Genomic DNA, 20949 nt, shown 5'->3' with positions numbered 1-20949 from the left:
CCGAAACTAAAAAAACGGATAATCGCTTGGAATTGTTGTATACCGCTCTGCTCTACATCATTCAGCCACTGGTGTGGCTGAGACTATTGCTTCGTAGCCGGAAAGCGCCTGCGTATCGTAAACGCTGGGCTGAACGCTATGGCTTCTGCCGCAATAAGGTCGTACCGGACGGTATTTTGCTGCATTCCGTTTCTGTCGGTGAAACGCTGGCGGCGATCCCGCTGGTTCGCGCCCTTCGTCACCGCTACCCGTCGCTGCCGATCACCGTCACCACCATGACGCCAACCGGCTCGGAGCGCGCGTTATCCGCTTTCGGTAAAGACGTGCAGCACGTCTATCTTCCTTACGATCTGCCCTGCGCCATGAATCGTTTCCTGAATACCGTTCGCCCGAAACTGGTGATTGTGATGGAAACCGAACTGTGGCCGAACATGATTTCCGCCCTGCATGCCCGTAAAATCCCGCTGGTGATTGCCAACGCGCGCCTGTCAGAACGCTCGGCGAAAGGGTACGGCAAGCTGGGTAAATTTATGCGCCGCCTGCTCAGCAAGATCACGCTGATTGCCGCGCAGAATGAAGAAGATGCGGCACGCTTTATCTCTCTGGGCCTGAAACGCAACCAGCTTGCGGTAACGGGCAGCCTGAAATTTGATATTTCCGTTACCCCTGAACTCGCCGCCCGCGCGATCACGCTGCGTCGCCAGTGGGCCCCGCGTCGTCAGGTCTGGATTGCCACCAGCACCCATGACGGTGAAGAAGAGATCATCCTGCAGGCTCACCGCAAGCTGCTGGAAAAATTCCCTGATTTACTGCTGATCCTCGTGCCTCGTCATCCGGAGCGTTTTAAAGATGCCCGTGAAATGGTCCAGAAAGGCGGCTTCAGCTTCACCTTGCGCAGCAGCGGTGAGATCCCTTCCGGCAGCACCCAGGTGGTGATTGGCGATACGATGGGCGAACTGATGCTGCTGTACGGCATTGCTGACCTCGCGTTTGTCGGCGGCAGCCTGGTCGAACGCGGCGGTCATAACCCGCTCGAGCCGGCAGCTCACGCCATTCCGGTGCTGATGGGGCCGCACACGTTTAACTTCAAAGATATCTGCGCGAAATTACAGCAGGCGGAGGGTTTAATTACCGTGACCGATGCGGATTCGGTGGTTAAAGAGGTTTCGACCCTGCTGACTGACGAAGATTATCGCCTGTGGTACGGCCGCCATGCCGTTGAAGTGCTGCACCAGAATCAGGGCGCGCTCACCCGTCTTTTGCAGCTTCTGCAACCTTACCTGCCCCAGCGGAGCCACTGATGTCAACGCGTCTGTCGGTCGTGATGATCGCCAAAAACGCCGCCGACCTGCTTCCGGACTGCCTGGCCTCCGTTGCCTGGGCTGACGAGATAGTCATTCTTGACTCCGGCAGCACGGACAACACGGTGGACGTTGCCCGCGCAGCGGGTGCAAAGGTCTTTACCAATACGGACTGGCAAGGCTATGGCACCCAGCGCCAGCGCGCGCAGGGTTTTGCTTCCGGTGATTATGTCCTGGTGCTTGATACTGACGAGCGCGTTACGCCAGAACTCCAGCAGGCCATTCAGGCGGTGCTTTCCTCGCCCCAGCCTGGCGCCGTATACAGCATTGCCCGTCGAAACTACTTCCTTGGCCGTTTTATGCGCCACAGCGGCTGGTATCCTGATCGCGTAATGCGCCTCTACGAGCGCGAGCGTTATCAGTACAACAACAATCTGGTCCATGAATCCCTGAGCTGCGATAGCGCCCAGGTCATCCCCCTGACGGGCGATTTGCTGCACCTGACCTGCCGTGATTTCGCGAGCTTCCAGCGCAAACAGCTTAACTATGCCACCGCATGGGCGCAGGAGCGTCACCAGCGCGGCAAGAAGGCCTCGCTGACGGGTATATTCACCCACACGCTGGGCGCGTTTCTGAAAACGCTGCTGCTGCGTGGTGGCGTGCTGGACGGTAAACAGGGATGGTTACTCGCCGTCGTCAATGCCCAGTATACTTTCAACAAATACACCGAGCTGTGGGCGCTCTGCCGCGGCTACTCAGAGAAAACGTGAGCCATGAGCACAAAAGCGATTTATCCGGGTACCTTCGATCCGATCACCAACGGTCATCTTGATATCATCACACGTGCGGCGTGCATGTTCGATAAGGTGATCCTGGCGATTGCCGCCAGCCCCAGCAAAAAGCCGATGTTTGACCTCAACGAGCGCGTAAAGCTCGCCACCGATGCCATTTCGCATCTGCCGAACGTTGAGGTGGTCGGGTTTAGCGATCTGATGGCTAACTTCGCCCGCGCCCAGCAGGCCAATATTCTGATTCGGGGTTTACGCGCGGTGGCAGACTTCGAATATGAGATGCAGCTGGCGCACATGAACCGCCACCTGATGCCGGAGCTGGAGAGCGTGTTCCTGATGCCCTCCAAAGAGTGGTCGTTTATCTCTTCCACGCTGGTAAAAGAGGTGGCGCGCCATCACGGCGATGTTACTCATTTCCTGCCGGCTAACGTCCACCAGGCGTTGATGGAAAAGCTAAAGTAGCCCTATTTCTGGCACTGACGGCAGTAGAACGTGGCGCGCTGGGCGTGCTTCGTGGCAATAACTGGCGTGCCGCAGACTCGGCACGGTTCGCCTTTACGGCCATACACCTGCAGCTCCTGGGCGAAATAGCCCGGCTTGCCGTCACTTTGCAGGAAGTCCTTCAGCGTAGTCCCGCCCTGCTCAATTGAGCGCAGCAATACGGCTTTTATCACCCGAACCAGCAGCTCGCACTCCTGCGCCGACAGCGAAGAGGCCAGCCGATCGGGATGGATCCCGGCCGCAAACAGCGATTCGCTGGCATAGATATTCCCCACGCCGACCACCAGTTTGTTATCCATCAGCCAGGGCTTAATCGGGCTTTTCTTCTTCGCGCACTTCGCTTTCAGGTATTCCGCGTTAAACGCGTCTGAGAGCGGTTCAGGGCCCAGATGCGCCAGCACGTTATGGCCTTCCAGCTCTTTCGTCCACAGCCACGCGCCAAAGCGCCGTGGGTCGGTGTAACGGAGCACTTTGCCGTTGCTCATCACCAGATCGACGTGGTCGTGCTTTTCCGCGGGTAGTTCTTCGGTAAGGATGCGCAGGCTCCCGGACATCCCCAGATGGATAATAATCCAGCCGTCGGGCAGCTCCAGCAGCAGATATTTCGCGCGGCGCTGCACGCTAAGAACAGGTTTGTCACTTAACGCGTGGATCTCATCGGACACCGGCCAGCGCAAACGTCCGTTACGGACAACCGCGTGAAGAATCGTCGCGCCGACCAGATGGGGCTCAATGCCGCGACGGCTGGTTTCTACCTCAGGTAATTCAGGCATGGTTCCTCCGTTGAGATACAGAATGCAAAAAACCCCGCAGTTGCGGGGTTTTTCGATACAAGGAGGCTAAAATTATTTGATTTTAGCTTCTTTGTACAGTACGTGCTGGCGTACAACTGGATCGAATTTTTTCAGTTCCAGTTTTTCCGGCTTAGTACGTTTGTTCTTCGTGGTGGTGTAGAAGTGACCTGTACCAGCAGAAGAAACCAGCTTGATTTTCTCGCGAATACCTTTAGCCATGATTTATTTCCTCTTTAAGTACTTAGTACTTTTCGCCACGGGCACGCAGTTCGGACAGAACTGTATCGATGCCTTTCTTATCGATTACACGCATACCTTTAGCAGATACGCGCAGGGTGACAAAACGCTTCTCGCTCTCAACCCAGAAACGGTGAGAGTGCAGGTTCGGCAGGAAACGGCGTTTAGTCGCGTTCAGTGCGTGGGAACGGTTGTTACCGGTCACCGGACGCTTGCCAGTAACTTGGCAGACTCGGGACATGTCTATTCTCCAAAAATCAAATTAGCTCGAGCTTCGTATGGGGTATCGGCGCCTCGTCAGGCTTTACAGCCCGGTCATCGCATAGTTCTAAGTGAACTCTCGATTGCCAGGCCCAAATGCCAAACCCGAGATTCTCAAAGGTGGCGTAGTATACGCTGACTCGGCGGTGTGCTCAAGTCCCGAACAGACAAAGATCCCGATGGATCGCGAGAAATAGCCTAAATCCAGCCATGTTCTGCAAAAGAAAGGTACTCTCCGCGGCCAATTATCAGATGGTCCAGCACACGAATGTCCATGAATTGACAGCATTTTATAATGCGCTCGGTGATTTCTTTGTCAGCTCTGCTCGGTTCTGCACAGCCAGAGGGGTGATTATGCGCGAGGATCACGCCCGCTGCATTCACTTTTATCGCTTCGCGCACAATTTCACGCGGATGCACCTCAACGTGGCTCAATGTGCCCGCAAAGAGACAGCTATGTTTCAGCACCCGGTTTCTGTTATCGACAAAGATCACCATAAAGATCTCGCGTTCAATATCGGTTAACTGGCTTTGCACAAATTCGCGCGTCATCGCGGGCGTCAGGATCGGATCTTCCTCCTCCATGCGGACATTGTAAAAACGGCGGGCAAGTTCTGCAATGCCCCTCAACTGGGCATATTTCGCCACGCCGATCCCCTCAACGTGCTTAAACTGCGCCAGATCGGCGGTCAGTAAACCGTACAGCGAACCAAAATGTAATATCAGCTCTTTTGCCAGCGTGAACACCGTTTTTCCGGGCGTTCCGGTACGCAAAAAGAGCGCCAGCAGTTCATCGTCTTTCAACAGGGTGACGCCATAACGCAGTAGTTTTTCGCGCGGTAGCAGCAGCTCATCCTCTTCTTCCATGCTCTTTCTCCCTTTTTTACCTCATGCTGCCACAGGGCAATCCGTCGCTCGACGGCTAGATTGCGTTCTTGCGTAGCGCCTCGCAAAGTGGACGAAGCACAAAATCACCCCGCTTTGGGGATTGTGATAAAATGCCCGCTCTCTGGTGAAACCCAACAGGAAAGAATCATGATGAGCCTGGCCGGTAAAAAAATCGCTCTTGGCGTGAGCGGCGGCATTGCTGCCTATAAAGCGCCGGAACTGGTGCGTCGTCTGCGCGAGCGCGGAGCAGACGTGCGGGTCGCGATAACCGAAGGCGGTAAAGCCTTTATCACTCCCCTGAGCCTGCAGGCCGTATCAGGATACCCGGTTTCTGACAGCCTGCTCGACCCGGCCGCCGAAGCCGCAATGGGCCATATTGAGCTGGGTAAATGGGCTGACCTGGTTATCCTCGCCCCCGCCACGGCGGATTTAATCGCGCGCGTGGCGGCCGGTATGGCAAACGACCTGGTCTCCACCATTTGTCTGGCCACGCCTGCGCCTGTCGCCGTCGTTCCTGCCATGAACCAGCAGATGTACCGTAACGCGGCTACCCAGCACAATCTGGAGACGCTGGCCTCACGCGGCCTGCTTATCTGGGGTCCGGACAGCGGCAGCCAGGCCTGCGGCGACGTCGGCCCGGGCCGCATGCTTGATCCGCTGACGATTGTTGATATGGCCGCAGCCCATTTTTCGCCTGTCAACGATCTGCAACATCTCAACATCATGATTACCGCGGGCCCCACGCGCGAGCCGCTGGATCCGGTGCGCTACATCACCAACCACAGCTCCGGCAAAATGGGCTTTGCGATTGCCGCCGCCGCCGCAAGACGCGGCGCGAACGTCACGCTGGTGAGCGGCCCAGTATCGCTGCCTACGCCTGCGTTTGTTAAGCGTATCGACGTTACCACCGCGCTGGAGATGGAAGCCGCCGTACAGGCGCATGCCCAACGCCAGCAGATTTTTATCGGCTGTGCGGCCGTGGCAGACTATCGTGCCGAGACGATCGCCGAGGCGAAAATTAAAAAGCAAGGCGATGAATTAACACTAAAAATGGTGAAAAACCCGGACATTGTTGCCGGTGTCGCCGCACTAAAAAACCATCGTCCATACGTTGTTGGGTTTGCCGCAGAAACGAATAATGTGGAAGAATATGCCCGGCAAAAACGTACCCGCAAAAACCTCGATTTGATTTGCGCGAACGACGTATCGCTGGCCACACAAGGATTTAACAGCGACAGCAACGCACTGCACCTTTTCTGGCAGGATGGAGATAAAGTCTTACCGCTTGAGCGCAAGGAACTCCTGGGCCAACAATTACTGGACGAGATCGTTACCCGTTATGATGAAAAAAATCGACGTTAAGATTCTGGACCCGCGTGTTGGCGAGCAATTCCCGCTGCCAACCTATGCCACCTCCGGCTCTGCCGGTCTTGACCTGCGCGCCTGTCTCGATGACGCCGTAGAGCTGGCGCCGGGCGCCACTACCCTGGTGCCAACGGGCCTGGCGATTCACATTGCTGACCCGTCACTGGCAGCGGTGATCCTGCCGCGTTCTGGCCTGGGTCATAAGCACGGCGTGGTGCTGGGTAACCTGGTCGGCCTGATCGACTCCGACTACCAGGGTCAGCTGATGGTCTCCGTCTGGAACCGTGGCCAGGACAGCTTCACCATTGAACCGGGCGAGCGTATCGCACAGATGGTCTTTGTACCGGTGGTACAGGCAGAATTTAACCTGGTGGCAGACTTTGACGCCACCGACCGTGGCGAAGGCGGCTTCGGCCATTCCGGGCGCAAATAACGGCCCGACAGACACGCATCTCACAGCGCCATAATGCAATAACAAACCGCAAACGCCAGTTTGCGGTCGCTGTGTGGATGCCAGCCTGGCAAGTGCTTATTTTCAGGGGTATTTTGTAACATGGCAGAAAAACAAACCGCGAAAAGGAATCGTCGCGAAGAAATACTTCAATCTCTGGCTCTGATGCTTGAATCCAGCGATGGCAGTCAACGCATCACCACCGCTAAACTGGCCGCCTCTGTAGGCGTGTCTGAGGCGGCGCTGTACCGTCATTTTCCGAGCAAAACCCGGATGTTCGACAGCCTGATCGAATTTATCGAAGACAGCCTGATCACGCGCATCAACCTGATTCTGAAAGACGAAAAAGACACCACCGCGCGTCTGCGTCTGATTGTGCTGTTAATCCTGGGCTTCGGTGAACGCAATCCGGGCTTAACCCGCATCCTCACCGGCCACGCGCTGATGTTTGAACAGGACAGACTGCAGGGCCGCATTAACCAGCTTTTCGAGCGTATTGAAGCGCAGCTGCGCCAGGTACTGCGCGAGAAGAAAATGCGTGAAGGCGAGGGTTATAGCATTGATGAAACGCTGCTGGCGAGCCAGATACTGGCGTTTTGTGAAGGGATGCTCTCCCGCTTTGTGCGTAGCGAGTTCAAATACCGTCCAACGGACGATTTTGACGCCCGCTGGCCGTTAGTGGCAGCACAATTACAGTAATGCCGTCGCCGGATGACGGCTTTGCCTTATCCGGCCTACGAACGGGTAGGCCCGGTAAGCGTAGCGCCACCGGGCGTAGCAATTAAACCCCGAACGCTTCCCGGTATGCACGTACCGCCGCCAGATGGTCCGCCATCTCCGGCTTCTCTTCCAGATACGCAATCAGATCTTTCAGGGTGATAATCGACGTCACTTTGCAGCCGTAATCGCGTTCGACTTCCTGAATAGCGGAAATTTCTCCGCGACCACGCTCCTGGCGATCCAGTGAAATCAGCACGCCAGCCAGCGTCGCACCGTTGGCCTGGATAATCTCCATCGATTCACGGATTGCCGTGCCCGCGGTGATCACATCGTCCACCAGCATGACGCGGCCCTGCAGCGCGCTGCCGACCAGATTCCCGCCTTCACCGTGGGTTTTGGCCTCTTTGCGGTTGAAGCAGTACGGCACGTCGCGGTCATGGTGCTCCGCCAGCGCCACCGCGGTGGTGGTCGCAATCGGAATGCCTTTATAGGCCGGGCCAAACAGCAGGTCAAAATCAATCCCGGAATCCACCAGCGCTTCGGCATAGAAACGGCCTAACAATGCCAGATCGCGCCCGGTATTAAACAGCCCGGCGTTGAAGAAATAGGGACTCTTGCGCCCGGATTTCAGCGTAAATTCGCCAAACTTAAGTACCTGCTTGTTAAGCGCAAACTCAATAAACTGGCGCTGATACGATTTCATGGATTTGCTCCTTTGGTTTTTCTGTCTTACAGGCAAAAAAAAGGCGACTCATTGGTCGCCTTTAAAATCAATTTTCTAACGCCGCTTTCTGCGTCGTTACAATGGATTCGATTCCCCCTCGGGCCAACGCCAGCAGGGAGAGAAGCTCTTCGTGGGTGAACGGCTCGCCTTCCGCCGTGCCCTGCACCTCAATGATGCGGCCATCTTCGGTCATCACCACGTTCATGTCGGTTTCGGCTGCGGAATCTTCAACGTATTCCAGATCGCAAAGCGCTTCGCCGTTAACGATACCCACGGAAACCGCCGCAACCATGCCCTTCATTGGGTTGGTTTTCAGCTTACCGGCAGCAACCAGCTTGTTCAGAGCATCCGCCAGCGCCACGCAGGCACCGGTAATGGACGCGGTACGCGTGCCGCCGTCTGCCTGAATCACGTCACAGTCCAGCGTGATGGTGAACTCGCCGAGAACTTTCAGATCAACGGCGGCGCGCAGCGCACGCGCGATCAGACGCTGAATCTCCATGGTACGACCGCCCTGCTTACCCTTTGCCGCTTCACGGGCGTTACGGGTATGGGTCGCACGCGGCAGCATGCCGTATTCTGCGGTGATCCAGCCCTGACCCTGACCTTTCAGGAAGCGCGGAACGCCTTCTTCGATGGAGGCTGTGCACAGCACTTTAGTGTCACCAAACTCAACCAGCACGGAGCCTTCAGCGTGTTTTGTATAGTTACGGGTCAGGGTGACGGGACGCACCTGATTGGCGCTACGGCCTGATGGACGCATGATGGATTCTCCGGCTTGAAACGAATGTGGCTGCGCATTATACGGATAAAGGGCGCTTATTCCTATCCTGTGAAGCCCCCGAAAGCTATAATCCCCCCATCTCTCCTTTAAAAACGGGAATGTCTATGATCCGCAGTATGACCGCCTACGCCCGGCGTGAAATCAAGGGTAGCTGGGGTAGCGCCACATGGGAAATGCGCTCGGTAAACCAGCGTTACCTGGAAACGTATTTCCGTATGCCGGAGCAGTTTCGCAGCCTTGAGCCTGTTGTACGTGAACGTATCCGTACACGTCTGACGCGCGGGAAAGTGGAATGTAACCTGCGCTTTGAGCCCGATGCCAGCGCGCAGGGCGAACTCATCCTCAATGAAAAACTGGCGAAACAGCTCGTCAATGCGGCGAACTGGGTGAAAATGCAGAGCGACGAAGGCGAAATCAACCCGGTTGATATTCTGCGCTGGCCTGGCGTTATGGCCGCCGGTGAGCAGGATCTGGACGCCATTGCCGCTGAAATCCTGGCAGCCCTCGACGGCACGCTGGACGACTTTATCGTTGCCCGCGAAACCGAAGGCCAGGCGCTGAAAGCGATGATTGAGCAGCGTCTTGAAGGCGTGAGCGCCGAAGTGGCCAAAGTCCGCACCCATATGCCAGAAGTGCTGCAATGGCAGCGCGAGCGCCTTGTCGCCAAACTGGAAGAAGCGGAAGTTCAGCTGGAAAATACCCGTCTGGAACAAGAGCTGGTGCTGATGGCGCAGCGTATTGATGTCGCTGAAGAGCTGGACCGTCTGGAAGCGCACGTCAAAGAGACCTACAACATTCTGAAGAAGAAAGAAGCTGTCGGCCGCCGTCTGGACTTTATGATGCAGGAGTTCAATCGCGAGTCGAACACCCTGGCGTCTAAGTCGATCAATGCAGAAGTGACCAATTCAGCGATTGAGCTGAAAGTGCTGATTGAGCAGATGCGCGAGCAGATCCAGAACATTGAGTAATATCTCAGACGATCTCACCTTGTCTCACCCAAGCTAAGACCACCTCTAATAGCCCGTTAATACGGGCTATATCTTTATCACCTTGTCTCATCATGTATCACTACAGCACATGTTTAGCGTGTACTTAACTATGTACATAATGACTTTTATGGCATCATGATTATGTACACACAGCACATAAGCAGAGTCATATATGGCAAAAATGACAGACATACAAATCAAGGCATGGATCAGAGCTGACGAACGCTTCGAAGCAAGGTCAGATGGCAATGGTTTATCTCTCTGTTTTCCAAAGAAATATGCTGCTCCATTCTGGCGTTTTCGCTATCGTTTCTCTGGAAAACAGCGGGTAATGGGTATCGGTTCCTATGCTGAACTCTCACTAGCAAAAGCGCGAGAGACCGCCAAAGAACTCTCTGCACGTGTAGCATTGGGTTATGACGTTGCCGGAGAGAAGCAAGAACGAAAAGCTGACGCCCTCAAAAAAATAGAGTCTGAAAAACATGCACTTCGGGTATCCCAATTAGCCAGCGAATATTTTGAACGCCAGATACTTAAACGCTGGAAGCACCCCGACATACTGCGCCGCCGAATCGAAAAAGATATAAATCCAAACATAGGCAACCTGCGAATAGAGGACGTTCGCCCCTATCATATTGATGATATGTTGCAAAAGATCCTTCAACGAGGTGCGCCTACCGTTGCCAATGACGTCCTCAGATGGACTCGACGGATCTTTGATTATGGAATCAAGCGGCACATGCTGGCTGCTAATCCAGCAAGTGCATTTGACATCTCTGATGCCGGAGGACAAGAACAAAGCCGTGAACGCTGGTTAAGCCGAGAAGAGCTGGTACAGCTTTTTCAGGTAATGCCTTTGACCAAAGGGTTTTCCCGTCAAAATGAACTAACAATGAAGCTCATTTTAGCCCTATGCTGCCGTAAGATGGAATTGTGTGGTGCCAGATGGTCAGAATTTGATCTGGATGAAGGCGTCTGGCATTTACCTGCTGAGCGCGTTAAAAACGGCGATGGGATTGATATCCCGCTGGCTGTACCCGTTGTTGGCTGGATTAAAGAATTAAAAATCATGGCCGGCAACAGTGAATGGGTTCTCCCAGCAAGAAAAATGCAACACCGCATGATTCCTCATATTCAGGAAAGTACATTACCAGTAGCGTTGGCTAAAATAAGATCAAATATGCCAGATGTGCCAAATTTCACGATTCATGATTTTCGGCGAACAGCCCGCTCCCATTTAGCTGCGCTGGGGGTAGATCCGGTGATAGCAGAACGCTGCTTAAATCATAAAATCAAAGGCGTTGAAGGCATATATAATCGCTATCAATACTTTGAAGAACGTAAGCAAGCTTTGACTGTATGGGCTGAGCTACTTACAACATTGGAAAAGGGTAATAATTACAACGTAGAACCAATAAGAAAAGAAATAGCGTAATATTTTAATCTATTAATATTTACTTTAGCCTGATTAGTTTCAGGCTAAAGTAATCTTTCATTTTTTATATGTGCCGTTTATAGAGCCTATAGATGTTACACTACAGTGTTTATCACAATCCTTCGAGATAACCTGCATGGCACCATTATCTAATTCACTAATCAACACAACACACATGCTTGACTGGTCACTATAAACCCAACGGTTACGTTGCCCTTTACGTGCATCAATAAGTGTTAATTCACCTCCTATTTCACATACTCCCGATGTAGTGCCAAGTGAAGAATTAATACTAAAGGTAGTGTGATTTTTGCTTTGATACAAAGAGAGTGTTCCATTTATTTTTTTAAAATCACTCGCTTTGGCTGAAAAACACAAAATCAGCAGTGGTAGAGCCGTCAAAATTTTCATATCTGCATCTATATATAAGATTAATATTTAACACCATTCTTATTAAATACAACAAAAGCGACTGAATAATATGAGTTAAATACCAGCCCCTCCTCTTCTATATTCTCAGCCGCAATAAGTCCTTTTTCATTTATAACACCCTTCAAGAAAAACTCATTCCCCTCTTGATAGAGTGCAAATCCAGCTGAAGGACGGCCAGCAAGTTTTACTTTGAAACCTATATAATTATTATACTTAACAACTTTAACCGACTGAAGATTTGGAAGGTCGTAAAAAACAGAGATAAACTGTTTCAGATTTGAGAAAAATACAAAGTTATCATTCAAACTTGCGCGAACATAAATATTAGAGTTGAGTTGATTTTCTGTAAGTCCCAAATTTGAGATTTCATTACTGTATTTTTCAGACAAGTGTTTTAATACATCATCATTTGTCACTCCATCTTGCTGATTTGACACTGAACTTACTGTTTCCTGTAAATGGATATTATTAGGAGAGGAATAAACAATGTTACAAGAAAAAAACAAAGATATACTTAACATTTTAGCGACAGATAAATTTTTCATATTTCACTCATTTAAGATAGGTTATTAGAAAAAACTGTTACTTGCTAGATTAATGGAGCAAGAACAAATTTCAGTTAAGTCCCTTTATGGCGGTTGAAAGAAAGAAAAATGGATGTCCTTGAGATCAAAGCATCCATAAAGGAGTAAAGATCAGTTTATAGTCCATTATTGATGTTCATGCAAGAGTAAAACACCCGCAAAATGTCATTTATAGACATATACGTTAGAAATGAGGCGGGAAAATGGCGAAGCTTTCATCTGAATCTACAGACAAGTTGGTAGGGCAACGTATCCAGAGGCGCAGAAAAGAACTTGGCATGACTGCACAGCAATTAGCCGAGTATGCGGATATTTCCCAGCAACAACTTTCACGTTATGAAAGAGGAGCCAATAAAATTAATGTCGCACATCTTGTAAATATTGCCATAAAAATGAATACGCCAATTGGTTGGTTTTTCATTGATTGCTTTGATGAGAACTCCTCTGGTAATAACGAACAACCAGAATTTGTTCCAGTGAAAGATGTAGACTTAAAGAATAGATTTGAACAAATTTGGCCTCGTTTAACACATGAACAACGCAGGGTTCTAATCATGTTCCTAGATGAATACACATAATTAATCTATCTTTCAAGAAGCTTTTTAGACATAAATATGTCTATGCCATGAAATCTCCTTATTTTAATTCCATAACATTTATATCATTTCGAGTTAATTGATTAATAATCACTCCTTAAAAACCAATCTAATGTAGTAAAAATAGTCATTCTTTTTATCATAGTATTCGCTGAGAGCAGCCCAAAAAGGCTGTTCTCAAGATCTACCAAGCTCACCTATTTTGCTCAGTAGGTGCGAAACTTTTCACATGGAAATCTGAAATTTTCCGCCGCTGAACTTTTGTTTTGAAACCCAGAAATTCCGAAACTTTTCGGCGTTTGAAACTTTCGAAAGTTTCAAACACCTTGAAGCCCTATAAAACACCATGTAATTCAATATGTTACAAGTTTATCACTCTTTCAATCTACAAAACTGTAAATCGTAGAGGTATCAATCCGATGCGCTTTCTTGTGGATTCAAACGATGCCGAATCAACGTCTAATCAAGGTGAAAACTGTTCTGGAACTATGCGCAATTTCTCGTGCAACGCTCTACCGACTAATCGAAGCAAATGCATTTCCTCGTCAAGTCAGCCTAACCGGTGCACGAGCAGTTGCATGGCGAGAAGAAGAGGTTTTGGAGTGGATAGCAAGCCGCACCAGATGTTCTGTCATTGCAATGTGAATAATATGTTTCCTCTAATAGCCAGTTATACACACACTATCTAATAGTCATTTATATACACTCTAATGCCTAACTTGTATTTAATATATCCAGGTTTAATTATGCTCTTAATTAACAAAAACAATATCGAATATAGAAAGTCCATTTACATTGGTAAAAGCAAGGATGGAGATGTAATGAAAATGAGGATCGATAAACTTACGGTTGTTAGTGATCTAAATAATCGTAAAAATAAAAATAGTTTCATTGATGCTATCCAGAATATTAAATCTGATAAGGAGAATTTTTTTACCATAAACCATGTCTTCATCAAGAAAAAACATCCCTATACAAGATCTCTAATTTTTCGAGAGAAAAATAAAGAGAAAAACATGCTTCTTCGCATCGATTTTCATCCTTTAAGAAAGAATACAGGATTCATAAGGTTAGAATTTAGGCCACAACATTTTAACCATAGACAGTTTGATGAATTACTTACTTGGTTAAATATAAATACGGGGAAAATTTTCCTGAAGATATTAAAGAAATCATGGATAACGCAACTTGATATTGCATTAGACATATACAACAAAAAACTGAAAGATAATGTATGGGGATTAAAAAATGCAAGCTCACATAAAAAGTTTGAAAAGCCACAGGGACTACCTGGATTAAGGATAGGTAGCCATACATCTAAACTTAATTTTTTATGCTATGAAAAGTTGGATCTTGTAGGGAAAAATTTCAAAGTGAATGATAACCATGTTGAAATAAAAAACAAAAATATTGATTCATTTTTAAGAATTGAAGCTCGTATTAGGCCAAATGACAAGCCTAATAAAAAGAATCATAACACAATTTTCCTTAAAGACATTGCAAATATAAAAAATCCTTTTATCGGATTAACTGCATATTCTCCATCATTGATTGTTAAACTCCAAGAATATTCTATTAATCTGTCATCACCATCTTTAATAATAGCTTCACAAGAACAATTTCTCCAAAAAGATAGATTGTCTAGGATATCAAGGAGTAATCAAAGATTAATACAGGCATATGAAGTCCCTTTGTTCGATAAATCACTTGTATGGAGTCAATGGTGCAAATGCCACCAGCATCTAGGCGATCTTTTGAATGGTTTGTGTTAACGGCTTAGCTGGTCTTTTTCACTAAGGAATAGTTTAAAACGTACTATAAATCATACGTTACTTCATAGACGTTAAAAAAAAGCAATAATGTATTGAAAAACACTCAGAAAAGCGCTATAGAACATGCTGAGTGCTACTAAACATGACCCAGCACTAATGGAACCGTTGAGAATCGCGCCTTGCTTTACAGTTTACTCTATGAGTCATAACGCTAAGAAACTATTTACGTGATAATCTATTGGTTTTCTATCTTTTGAAGAAGGATTTCTTATGCAGAGTAAGTATTCCGAATACCCTCCTTACATGCCAGTAATCAAATGGCAAAAGTGGGAAAAAAAAGCGCTTGAGAATGTACACAGCACAATAATTCCTCGTGTCGCACCTTGTATAGAAATTAGAACTTCACAGCAACATACAGATATTTTAACTTCACTCTTATCTGTATGGAGTAACAAATGCTACGTTGATTATTCAGATCCAGATGGTAAGTTAACAAAAATAGATAATGGTTTATTAGTAAGAACACGCCTTAATGAGTTACTAGTATTCGTTAACACTTATCATAATTCCAAACAAATTACCCCTACTCTAAGCCCTCAAGAGTTCGCGAAATTAAATCAAGCAGATTTAATTCAACTGAAAAAATGTAGAAATCTTGCATTCAGATTAAGATTAAGTTCGCTAGAGATTGGCGAAAATCACATAACTGATTTGACAAAAATATTAAAGGTTGCACATGATCATCAGTTCAATGTAGAGTTAATTATTGATCTGCGTGTGACACCAATTAATGTAAACCAAAATTCATTGAATGTATTCAGCCAAAAATTAGTCTCAATAAGTAAGATTGGATTCATGTCTGTTAGGTTACTTTCAGGAGCATTTCCCGATAGTATAGCGAGCATAGCAACAGGTTCTGGTAATTTTATCCGCCATGATTGGGAATTATGGCAAAAGGTAGCTAGTCTTGCAGCTAATGCAAAAATTGGCTATGCCGATTATGGGATTCTTGCGCCAACATGGACTGAGAAGATACTGACAAGAAGAGGCTCAAGAGTTGCTATAAAATATACACGAGATAAAGATTGGCTTGTTCTTCGTGCCGCGGGTAACAAAACGAATGATTCTATTTCATTAAGCGTAATACTAACGACAATCCATAAAGCTGATTTTAAAGGTCATGGCTATTCATATGGAGATGATTTGATCGATGACAGAGCGAATACTAATATTCCATTAAAAAATAAAAAATGCGGCCATTACCAATTCACGGAGGCATGGAGCCATCATATGGCCTTTGTAGTAAAAGAACAGTATTGATTTAAATAATACATTCTGAATTTAATCTCTTAAGTAGGCTTTCCTTCACCGAGTGTTTTAGCTCATCGAGGGAAAGCAAGCCAGCAATGTGCGACTGGATTTTGTAGAGACTTTTGCTTTTCCATCCCTTTGATGTGTCGAAATTATCTAATACGCTTAATGCTTCTTCCTTTGAGAATAAAGTTGCTATATCTTCTGGAGATAGAACTCTTTTATTGATTTTTGCTTGCCTAAAGCTTTTAAGAAATTTTTCTTCTTTCTCATTGATAACAATAATCCCCCACCAACTAGGGACAATTTCGATCACTTTTTCCAGATGACAGCGCGCAGCAACAATAGTAACTTTATCAAAAGTTTTCCCATATTGAGTACCTTGCCTGATTAATCTATTTAGCGAATCACCCTCACTTTTAATTTCATAGCAGTGCATCTCATTCAAATCCACTATATCTGCCCGAATTTCCCCACCATTCAACCTTAACTCTTCAACAATGCAACTATCAGTGTAATTATTTTTTTCTTTGATATAATTTGATAACGCTTTTTTTATTTCAGCTTCTCTGATCATAATCAATGCTCTCTAAAACTCAGCCTGAAAACAACTTTTCATTATAACCATCATTGCCATTTTAGTCAACTTATGGTAATATTAAAAAAGATATTTGTCTGATCTTAGGGGTGTAACATGGAGAAAAATAATTCCCCATCATTAACAGCAAAAACAATTTATGCAAAATTAAAAGATGCAGGGTATCCTAAGTCATTCATACAGCGATTATTACCTGAGTGGTGGGATAATAGCCTTATTAAAACAAGCGCTGGGGCTTTTCAATTCGCTTTAATTCTTAACCAAAAACTCGGTATAACCGTCTTCTTTGCAGAAGATGGCGAACTTATGATTGAAGAAAATAACGAGTTATTCAGATTTAAACACTCCAAAAACACAAAAGCTAGCGAGTTAAATATTTCGGCAAACATTGGAAAAGCGCTTTCCAATCATGCTTTGTTCTGTATAAAAAAGGATTACATTCGTCTTGATCCAGACCCAATTCAATTACGTAATAAAATTTTAAAAAAAAGTAACAATGGGATCATCGATTTTGAGTTGCTCTTAGGTTTCTGTTGGGAATCTGGTATACCAGTTCTTTTCTTAGATGATTTGCCACGGTCGACTAAAAGAATGACCGGAATGGCATTATGTGTCGATAGCAGACCTATCATTGTTTTAGGTTTTAAAAATAAACAAATATCACGTCAATTATTTGTTCTCGCTCATGAAATTGGCCACATTGCTTGTGGACATATTTCTAAAAATGGAATATTAGTTGATGAAAGTATCAATGAAGTAAATGAAACCATTCAAGACATCCCTCTCATTAAGAGAGATCAAGATGAAAAAGAAGCTGATTCTTTCGCATTAAAATTAATTAGAGGAGGCATAATCAATCCCTTGTCAGAATTTGATGCAAACATAAATTCCACTGAGCTTGCTGCAACAGCTATTATAAAATCACAAACACTCAAAATTGATGCTGGGCATCTAATTACTTCATACGCGAAACTCTATGATGATTGGCCTAAGGCAGGCCTCGCAATGAACTTCCTTCCAAATCAAGACAAAGCCCTTGATTTAATGGAACAATATTTTTTCTCAAACTCTGATTTAAGTAAGATAAGTGATGAAAATAGGGACTTCCTCATTTCCGCACAAGGTTATGCCACGAACTAAGAGGGGGCTTTGTGTTCATACTTGACAGTGATGTTGCAAGGAAGATATGCCAATATGGTATCTTAGATGAGCTTTCAAAATCCACTGAGATGCCTCTGAGTAACTTTTTTATCCTTCCGCAGCTTAGGTTTCAGCTAAAAATCAATGATTCTGTGAAATCCATAAAATTATTGGGTAGTGAGGAAGCATATAATTCGGCTAGAAAAATGATTATGGAATGCCGCGAAATAAATATATCTAGCTCTGACTTCACCAATAAAGTCCTAACTACTTTAAATGCTCCTGATATTGACTCTGGTGAGGCGACTCTTTTCACAGCTATTATTTTAGACATTAATAAAAAACTCATTACTGGTGATAAACGAGCTATAAAGGCCTTATCATCCCTCATAAGTATTTCGAGTTTTGACATATGGTTACGGGTACTAACTCTTGAGGAAGCCATACTAACTATGCTTCACTCCCATCCTTTTGATGTAATCTCAAATAAAATTCGTTGCAGAAATGATGTCGATACCGGACTTAGTATAATATTTGGTCGCAGTGTTAAAAACAGTAAAGAATCTGTTATTGAAGGGTTGATCAGCAATATAAATGAACTTAAAAGAGCAACCAATCACCACTATTGCTTCCCTAAAATTAGTCCTTAGCTGAAGATTAGCCCAGGAATTCCATGTACTTAAGTGTGAACATAATTTTCGCTATGAAAATAAAAACAACATAATAACAATATGTTATGACTTAACTCTATGTTCAGATCCACGTGATGCCTTTCGGGTGGTGTCGGCCGCACCACCCATTACTATTTCTAATCCTTCCCTGCTATCACTTTTCCGCCCTGCCCTATTTCATCAAGCATACACAGTAAAATGTGATAAAAATTTATAAGGCAAACCGACTCGCCTTAGAAAATCTCAATCGTGATCTTGCGCACAAATCGCTAACCTCCACGCGTTCACACCGGAGGGTCTATGCTGCTTCACATTCTTTATCTTATTGGCATCACCGCAGAAGCCATGACCGGCGCACTTGCTGCCGGACGTCGCCGTATGGACACCTTCGGCGTCATCATTATTGCTACCGCGACCGCGCTGGGCGGCGGTTCCGTACGCGATATCCTGCTTGGCCATTACCCGCTCGGCTGGGTTAAACACCCCGAGTACGTGATTATCGTGGCGACGGCTGCCGTACTTACTACCATCGTTGCCCCCGTTATGCCCCACCTGCGCCGCCTTTTCCTGGTGCTGGATGCGCTGGGGCTGATCGTCTTTTCTATCATCGGCGCGCAAATCGCGCTCGATATGGGTGAAGGGCCGGTTATCGCCACCATTGCTGCGGTGGTCACGGGGGTGTTCGGCGGCGTACTGCGCGATATGCTCTGCAAACGCATTCCCCTGGTCTTTCAAAAAGAGCTGTATGCCGGGATCTCCTTCGCCGCAGCGGTGCTCTATATCGCCCTGCAGCATTACGTTTCTAACCACGATGTAGTGGTTATCTCCACGCTATTGTTTGGCTTTACGGCCCGCATGCTGGCGCTGCGTCTGAAGCTCGGGCTGCCCGTTTTTCATTACAAACACAGCGCACACTAGCTTCCGAACCCGTTGATGTGCTGTGCAGCGAGCCATTTCGCCAGCACATCAATCTGAGGTGCGTGCATCCAGTTAACGATTTGTCGCGCTTTCTCCTCGCCCGTTCCCGGCAGGGTCTGCCAGTCCTTTACGTTACGTCCGATCATCGTCTGCCACGATACGTCTCCCATCGCCTTCAGCGAAGCCTGGGTCAATGGAACACCCAAAGCCATAAGCCAGCGGGTAAACGGCTTCTCGCGCACCAGATTAAATCGATGCCAGAGCGCGAGCCCGCGCGCAGAGGAAAAACCCGGCGTAGCCTGCAGCTGTTCCTGAGTTAATAACAGCCATGAAAAGAGATGGTCAAAATGATGCGCCTGCCAGAGGGTTCGCCACCCTGACTCGCCTAATCCTTCGATATCGAATACCTGCTTTGAGCTGAGCCACGTCAGCCGGGCAAAGAACTGCTCCATACATTCCGGTGAAGCATAGAAACAGCTAAGCGCATGATAACGCGTGGCCGGCGGCTCCGGCTTATGCCTGTCAGTCCCGCGCCAGAGCACCTTATCAAACCGGGGAATACCCTGACCGGCGAGGCTGATCTGTATTTGATCCCCCGGGGCAATATCCAGCCTCTGCCAGCGCTCAACCGAGCCCAGACTCACCCGCTGCACCTGTTTATCATCCAGTTGCACCGGTTCCAGCGCTGCTACAACGGAAATTTTACCCGTTCGCCCCACGGAAAAATGAATGCCGCTCACCTCAGCAACCTTGGCTGCAGGAGAATATTTCCACGCAACAACCCAGTGACCTTCTCCCGGTAACCAGCCTTCGCCCGCAGGTTCATCCTCCGAACGCACCACAATGCCATCCGTGGCAAAGGGTAATGCGGTCACGTGCCAGGTCTCGCGCTGTTTCTCAACGACATCTACAGATTCGGCGGGAAGCGAATACCGTGCAGAGAGCGTAAAACCGGCCTGAGACAGTTCAGCTAAGGAAGTTCGCATATCTTTCGGTCCGTCCGGCCAGGCCCAGATGAATACGCTGATCTTGCTCAATAGCGCGTCATCCTTTTGCCGCATCATCGCTCCCGCCACCTTTGCGCGCGCGTTCATTCCGCCCATCTGTTGCTGAATGTGGTTGTCGCTTAACCAAAAAAGCTCGCCCTGTAAGACGCTGTTCGCCAGCGCGCCGGTGAGCGTTTGTGGAATAGACGGGATTAAACGCACCTTTCCGGTCCAGTCTTCCCCTTTCAGGCCATCACCGCGACTGATGGCCTGAGCTAGCTTCCCGTCACGATACACCAGCGTTACCGCCACTCCGTCAACTTTGGGCTGCAGCCACAGGTGCTGTCGGGCACCCATCCACTGCCTCAACTCCTCTTTGCTGGCCACTTTATGTACGCCCGTATGGGCAACAGGATGTTTTACGCTTCCCGCCAGCGAGGGGAGTTTCTCCTCTAAAGGCTCACTGCCAAAGCAGCGCTGCCACTGCGTTAACCGCCCGTGAAGCTGGTCGTAGACCTCATCGTTGATCTCACTCACGCCCTGCTTCCAGTAAGCCTCATCCCAGCGCTTGATTTGCGCACTTAACGACGCCATCTCTTTCTCTGCTTTTGCCTGTGACCACACCGGACACACCGCTGCGCTATAGCCACACCACAGCATTACTAACCCGCTAATCCATTGCCACATCGCCACCCCTCCT

General features: G+C 47.8%; 25 protein-coding genes. 15 read left to right on the top strand and 10 right to left on the bottom strand.

Annotated features, from left to right (window positions below; translation table 11 throughout):
• Positions 1-26: 26 nt before the first annotated feature.
• The 3 genes from waaA to coaD are packed head-to-tail and all read left to right on the top strand — an operon-like array spanning position 27 to position 2554.
• Positions 27-1301, top strand: coding sequence for a lipid IV(A) 3-deoxy-D-manno-octulosonic acid transferase (gene waaA / locus FY206_RS00610; RefSeq protein WP_032644409.1), 1275 nt, complete (start codon positions 27-29; stop codon positions 1299-1301).
• The gene (locus FY206_RS00605) at positions 1301-2071 is read left to right on the top strand and encodes a glycosyltransferase family 2 protein (protein WP_032644408.1); all 771 of its coding nucleotides are present in this window, start codon (positions 1301-1303) and stop codon (positions 2069-2071) included. The genes waaA and FY206_RS00605 overlap by 1 nt, the downstream gene beginning before the upstream one ends.
• Positions 2072-2074: 3 nt before the next feature.
• The gene (gene coaD / locus FY206_RS00600) at positions 2075-2554 is read left to right on the top strand and encodes a pantetheine-phosphate adenylyltransferase (protein ID WP_032644407.1); all 480 of its coding nucleotides are present in this window, start codon (positions 2075-2077) and stop codon (positions 2552-2554) included.
• Between the two features lie 2 nt (positions 2555-2556).
• On the opposite strand, the gene mutM is transcribed toward coaD, so the two are convergent.
• From mutM to radC, 4 genes are all read right to left on the bottom strand, one after another.
• Positions 2557-3366 (bottom strand): bifunctional DNA-formamidopyrimidine glycosylase/DNA-(apurinic or apyrimidinic site) lyase, encoded by an 810-nt coding sequence (gene mutM, locus FY206_RS00595; RefSeq protein WP_023309890.1) that lies wholly within the window; start codon positions 3364-3366, stop codon positions 2557-2559.
• Between the two features lie 72 nt (positions 3367-3438).
• Complete coding sequence (gene rpmG, locus FY206_RS00590; RefSeq protein WP_003024094.1) at positions 3439-3606, bottom strand: 50S ribosomal protein L33; 168 nt, start codon at positions 3604-3606, stop codon at positions 3439-3441.
• Positions 3607-3628: 22 nt separating this feature from the next.
• On the bottom strand, positions 3629-3865 hold the full coding sequence (gene rpmB / locus FY206_RS00585) for a 50S ribosomal protein L28 (RefSeq protein ID WP_002436699.1): 237 nt from the start codon (positions 3863-3865) through the stop codon (positions 3629-3631).
• A gap of 218 nt (positions 3866-4083) precedes the next feature.
• Complete coding sequence (gene radC, locus FY206_RS00580) at positions 4084-4752, bottom strand: RadC family protein (protein WP_032644406.1); 669 nt, start codon at positions 4750-4752, stop codon at positions 4084-4086.
• Between the two features lie 171 nt (positions 4753-4923).
• Here radC and coaBC point away from each other — a divergent pair, with 171 nt between their 5' ends.
• From coaBC to slmA, 3 genes are all read left to right on the top strand, one after another.
• On the top strand, positions 4924-6135 hold the full coding sequence (gene coaBC / locus FY206_RS00575) for a bifunctional phosphopantothenoylcysteine decarboxylase/phosphopantothenate--cysteine ligase CoaBC (RefSeq protein ID WP_086379674.1): 1212 nt from the start codon (positions 4924-4926) through the stop codon (positions 6133-6135).
• On the top strand, positions 6113-6571 hold the full coding sequence (gene dut, locus FY206_RS00570; protein ID WP_008502691.1) for a dUTP diphosphatase: 459 nt from the start codon (positions 6113-6115) through the stop codon (positions 6569-6571). Before coaBC ends, dut begins: the two co-directional genes overlap by 23 nt.
• Positions 6572-6691: 120 nt before the next feature.
• The gene (gene slmA / locus FY206_RS00565) at positions 6692-7288 is read left to right on the top strand and encodes a nucleoid occlusion factor SlmA (protein WP_008502690.1); all 597 of its coding nucleotides are present in this window, start codon (positions 6692-6694) and stop codon (positions 7286-7288) included.
• An 82-nt stretch (positions 7289-7370) separates the two neighbouring features.
• Here the strand turns inward: slmA and pyrE are convergent, their stop codons facing one another.
• Positions 7371-8012 (bottom strand): orotate phosphoribosyltransferase, encoded by a 642-nt coding sequence (gene pyrE / locus FY206_RS00560; protein WP_032644404.1) that lies wholly within the window; start codon positions 8010-8012, stop codon positions 7371-7373.
• A 67-nt stretch (positions 8013-8079) separates the two neighbouring features.
• Positions 8080-8796 carry a ribonuclease PH gene (gene rph, locus FY206_RS00555; RefSeq protein ID WP_006177715.1) on the bottom strand — a complete coding sequence of 239 codons (717 nt, stop codon included), beginning with the start codon at positions 8794-8796 and terminating at the stop codon, positions 8080-8082.
• 125 nt (positions 8797-8921) lie between these two features.
• Here rph and FY206_RS00550 point away from each other — a divergent pair, with 125 nt between their 5' ends.
• A complete protein-coding gene (locus FY206_RS00550; protein WP_008502687.1) occupies positions 8922-9785 on the top strand; it encodes a YicC/YloC family endoribonuclease in 864 nt (287 codons plus the stop codon).
• A gap of 193 nt (positions 9786-9978) precedes the next feature.
• Positions 9979-11241: a tyrosine-type recombinase/integrase gene (locus FY206_RS00545; protein WP_032644403.1), complete on the top strand. Its 1263-nt coding sequence runs from the start codon at positions 9979-9981 to the stop codon at positions 11239-11241.
• A 57-nt stretch (positions 11242-11298) separates the two neighbouring features.
• On the opposite strand, the gene FY206_RS00540 is transcribed toward FY206_RS00545, so the two are convergent.
• Together FY206_RS00540 and FY206_RS00535 are read right to left on the bottom strand one after the other, a co-directional pair.
• Entirely contained in the window at positions 11299-11652 is a 354-nt protein-coding gene (locus FY206_RS00540; protein ID WP_071994445.1) for a hypothetical protein, read from the bottom strand.
• 20 nt (positions 11653-11672) lie between these two features.
• A complete protein-coding gene (locus tag FY206_RS00535; protein ID WP_131657970.1) occupies positions 11673-12218 on the bottom strand; it encodes a hypothetical protein in 546 nt (181 codons plus the stop codon).
• Positions 12219-12460: 242 nt separating this feature from the next.
• Between FY206_RS00535 and FY206_RS00530 the strand changes: the two genes are divergently transcribed.
• From FY206_RS00530 to FY206_RS00515, 4 genes are all read left to right on the top strand, one after another.
• Complete coding sequence (locus FY206_RS00530) at positions 12461-12835, top strand: helix-turn-helix domain-containing protein (protein ID WP_032644401.1); 375 nt, start codon at positions 12461-12463, stop codon at positions 12833-12835.
• Positions 12836-13297: 462 nt separating this feature from the next.
• A complete protein-coding gene (locus FY206_RS00525) occupies positions 13298-13498 on the top strand; it encodes a helix-turn-helix transcriptional regulator (protein WP_072001252.1) in 201 nt (66 codons plus the stop codon).
• 101 nt (positions 13499-13599) lie between these two features.
• Entirely contained in the window at positions 13600-14625 is a 1026-nt protein-coding gene (locus tag FY206_RS00520) for a hypothetical protein (RefSeq protein ID WP_045890249.1), read from the top strand.
• 270 nt (positions 14626-14895) lie between these two features.
• Entirely contained in the window at positions 14896-15945 is a 1050-nt protein-coding gene (locus FY206_RS00515; RefSeq protein WP_072001251.1) for a beta family protein, read from the top strand.
• A gap of 1 nt (position 15946) precedes the next feature.
• On the opposite strand, the gene FY206_RS00510 is transcribed toward FY206_RS00515, so the two are convergent.
• The gene (locus FY206_RS00510) at positions 15947-16513 is read right to left on the bottom strand and encodes a sce7726 family protein (RefSeq protein WP_032644399.1); all 567 of its coding nucleotides are present in this window, start codon (positions 16511-16513) and stop codon (positions 15947-15949) included.
• 117 nt (positions 16514-16630) lie between these two features.
• Between FY206_RS00510 and FY206_RS00505 the strand changes: the two genes are divergently transcribed.
• The 3 genes from FY206_RS00505 to FY206_RS00495 all read left to right on the top strand — a co-directional run bounded on the left by FY206_RS00505 (position 16631) and on the right by FY206_RS00495 (position 19263).
• On the top strand, positions 16631-17674 hold the full coding sequence (locus FY206_RS00505; RefSeq protein WP_032644398.1) for a M48 family metalloprotease: 1044 nt from the start codon (positions 16631-16633) through the stop codon (positions 17672-17674).
• A gap of 11 nt (positions 17675-17685) precedes the next feature.
• A complete protein-coding gene (locus FY206_RS00500; protein ID WP_032644397.1) occupies positions 17686-18324 on the top strand; it encodes a hypothetical protein in 639 nt (212 codons plus the stop codon).
• Positions 18325-18645: 321 nt separating this feature from the next.
• On the top strand, positions 18646-19263 hold the full coding sequence (locus tag FY206_RS00495; protein ID WP_032644396.1) for a trimeric intracellular cation channel family protein: 618 nt from the start codon (positions 18646-18648) through the stop codon (positions 19261-19263).
• Here the strand turns inward: FY206_RS00495 and ligB are convergent.
• Positions 19260-20936: an NAD-dependent DNA ligase LigB gene (gene ligB, locus FY206_RS00490; RefSeq protein ID WP_032644395.1), complete on the bottom strand. Its 1677-nt coding sequence runs from the start codon at positions 20934-20936 to the stop codon at positions 19260-19262. The genes FY206_RS00495 and ligB overlap by 4 nt on opposite strands.
• Between the last annotated feature and the right edge of the window lie 13 nt (positions 20937-20949).

The sequence above is a fragment of the Enterobacter chengduensis genome (assembly GCF_001984825.2).
Lineage (GTDB): Bacteria > Pseudomonadota > Gammaproteobacteria > Enterobacterales > Enterobacteriaceae > Enterobacter > Enterobacter chengduensis.
The sequence above is the reverse complement of the archived record's forward strand: the minus strand, read 5'-3'. Positions and strand labels throughout refer to the sequence as shown.